We start from the raw sequence: 2371 nt of genomic DNA on the forward strand, positions 1-2371 counted from the left end.
TGAGGGGTGATAGCTGCGCACTGATGCATAGAAACGACGCGAGCTCATCGTCCCCAGGCGTTTTGGCCAAGGGCATCACCGTTGTCTTCCCCGGGGACAAGGGCGGATGACGCTGCGCTCATCCGCCCTACGCATTGCCCTCGTCACGCCTGCTCGATCGCGGCGGGCATCTTGGCGACCGACATCAGCGAGCGCGCGACCTGGTTGAGCAGCTGGTCGGCGTTCTCCTCCTCGGCCAGCGACTTCGACAGCAGCGCGACGACGGCGCTGTGGCGGAGCTGCGAGGCGAGGTTGCGGGCGGTGGTGTAGCCGGACATCTCGTAATGCTCGACGCGCTGCGCGGCGCCGATCAAAGCGAGGTCGGCGGCGGCGTCTTCCTTGTCCTCGCCCTGCGCGATGATCTCCTGGCCTTCCTCGACCAGGCCCATCATGCCCTTGCAGGGTTTGGCCTTGGGCGTCTTGCCGAGCAGCTCGAAACATTCGTTGATGCGCTCGATCTGCGCCTCGGTCTCGACCAGGTGCTGCTCGAACAATTCGCGCAGCTGGTCGAAGCGCGCGGCCTCGGCCATCGCCGGCAACGCCTTGGTGAGCTGCTTCTCGGCATGGAGAATATCCCGCAGCTCCTCGATCAGGAGATCGCCGAGGCCGGCCTCGTCCACCGGCGGCGAGCTCTCGGTGACGATCGCGTTGGCCGCGCCGGTCTCGGCCTGGATCGCCGGCGATTCCGTGAACACCCAGTCGCCGCCCTCGTTCCACGGACCGCGCGTGTCGATCTCGCCGTGGTCGCCCGTGCCGGTGGAGTCGTTGAAGAACTGATCGACGAGCCCCGGGGTCGGCGCGATGCGGCCGACGCTGAAGGCCGGCTTGCTCATGCTCTCCAGCGCCAGCGCGAACGCCTTCATGTGGGTGATCTCGCGCGTCATCAGGAACTGCAGCGCGTCCTTGGTGCCGGCATCGTCGGTGAAATTGATCAGTCGCTCATAGACGATCTTGGCGCGCGCCTCGGCGGCGATGTTGCTGCGCAGGTCGACGTCGAGCTCGCCGGTGATCTTGAGATAATCAGCGGTCCACGGATTGCCCTGCGAGTTGAACAGATTGACGCCGCCGCCGCCGGCGATCGCGATCAAGGGATCGGCCTCGGCGGCCTCGCGATCGAACTTGGCGGGCTTGAGATGCATGCGCGCGAGCGTGCCGACGACCTCGAGATGGCTGAGTTCCTCGGTGCCGATGTCCATCAGCAGATCCTTGCGATCGGGGTCCTCGCAATTGAGACCCTGGATCGAGTACTGCATGGCGGCGGCGAGCTCGCCATTGGCGCCGCCGAACTGCTCGAGCAGCATGTTGCCGAAGCGCGGATCCGGCTCGTCGACACGGACGGTGAACATCAGCTTCTTGACGTGGTGATACATGGAAGGCCTCGGACGTTGGGGGACGCAAGCAGAGGTCCGAACGGCCCGAGTCACTGGTTGTTCCTTACCTTTCGCGGGAGGACCGCTGCGCCGACGTCGCAGGCGCCGCGCGCCATATGCACGCTGAAACGCACTTCATGCGATCCATTCGCGCGCGGAACCGGCATCGAGCGCGGCATGCGGACGCGCCGCGCCAGCTGCCGCGCGACATCCTGTTAGCAGCCGGACAACTGCCTCTTGCTAAGGTTTTCCCTGCTCGCCTAAGCTGTTGCGCTGGAGAGCGACATGTTGATGCGAACACCGGCCAGGGAGAAGCCCGGCCTCGGCGACCGGGTGCGCCGGGTCATCGAGCGACTCCGCGCGCACGCATCGTCGCTCACATCCTCGTCGCACGCAATTGGGGCAACACAACGGAATTCGCCGTATCATGTCGTCGAGGAGGAACCCGACGACAGCAACATGGACGTGGCGCTCGCGGCGCTGATCGATCAGATCGAGCGGCCGGTCCAGACGCAGCCCTCGCGGTTTCCGGGTCTGGCGCGGATGACCACGTCGCGCCAGGCTCCGCACATCCCGGTCTATGAGCGGCCGCCCTACTTCGACATCGAGCCGCGGCAACTCGAGCCGCGCCCGCTCGAGGTCGAGCCGCGGCGGATGCCCGCCCATGACGATCCGGTCGAGCGGATCGTGCCCGAGGATGAGCTGTCGGAGCTGCGCAAGGATCTGATGAGCGCGATCTCGGCCCGGCTCGGATCGCCCGAGGATCATCTGGCCACGATCCGCAATCTCCTGCGCGCGGTGAAGTGATGTGGGGCCGCAGCAACATCGGCAAGACGGTCGAGGAGTTGACCGACCATCTGCGGCTGGTCGATCACGTGCGCGCGCTGCAGGACGGCCAGAAGGAGATCGCCGAGGCGATCCGCGCCGTGAACAGCCGCCTCACCTCGATCGAGGCCGAGTTC

General features: G+C 66.1%; 2 protein-coding genes. One reads left to right on the forward strand and one right to left on the reverse strand.

Features of this window, described 5'->3' with window-relative positions; translation table 11 throughout:
• Positions 1 to 143: 143 nt before the first annotated feature.
• Positions 144 to 1409 carry a DUF892 family protein gene (locus BRAS3809_RS31870; RefSeq protein ID WP_008966130.1) on the reverse strand — a complete coding sequence of 422 codons (1266 nt, stop codon included), beginning with the start codon at positions 1407 to 1409 and terminating at the stop codon, positions 144 to 146.
• Between the two features lie 285 nt (positions 1410 to 1694).
• On the opposite strand from BRAS3809_RS31870, the gene BRAS3809_RS31875 reads away from it, so the two are divergent.
• Positions 1695 to 2216, forward strand: coding sequence for a hypothetical protein (locus BRAS3809_RS31875; protein WP_008966131.1), 522 nt, complete (start codon positions 1695 to 1697; stop codon positions 2214 to 2216).
• Positions 2217 to 2371: the final 155 nt, after the last annotated feature.

This window comes from Bradyrhizobium sp. STM 3809 (assembly GCF_000239795.1).
GTDB lineage: Bacteria > Pseudomonadota > Alphaproteobacteria > Rhizobiales > Xanthobacteraceae > Bradyrhizobium.

Coding starts and splice junctions, on each gene's coding strand:
- BRAS3809_RS31875 (WP_008966131.1), top strand. CDS start 1,695: ATGTTGATGCGAACACCGGCCAGGGAGAAGCCCGGCCTCGGCGACCGG.
- BRAS3809_RS31870 (WP_008966130.1), bottom strand. CDS start 1,409: ATGTATCACCACGTCAAGAAGCTGATGTTCACCGTCCGTGTCGACGAG.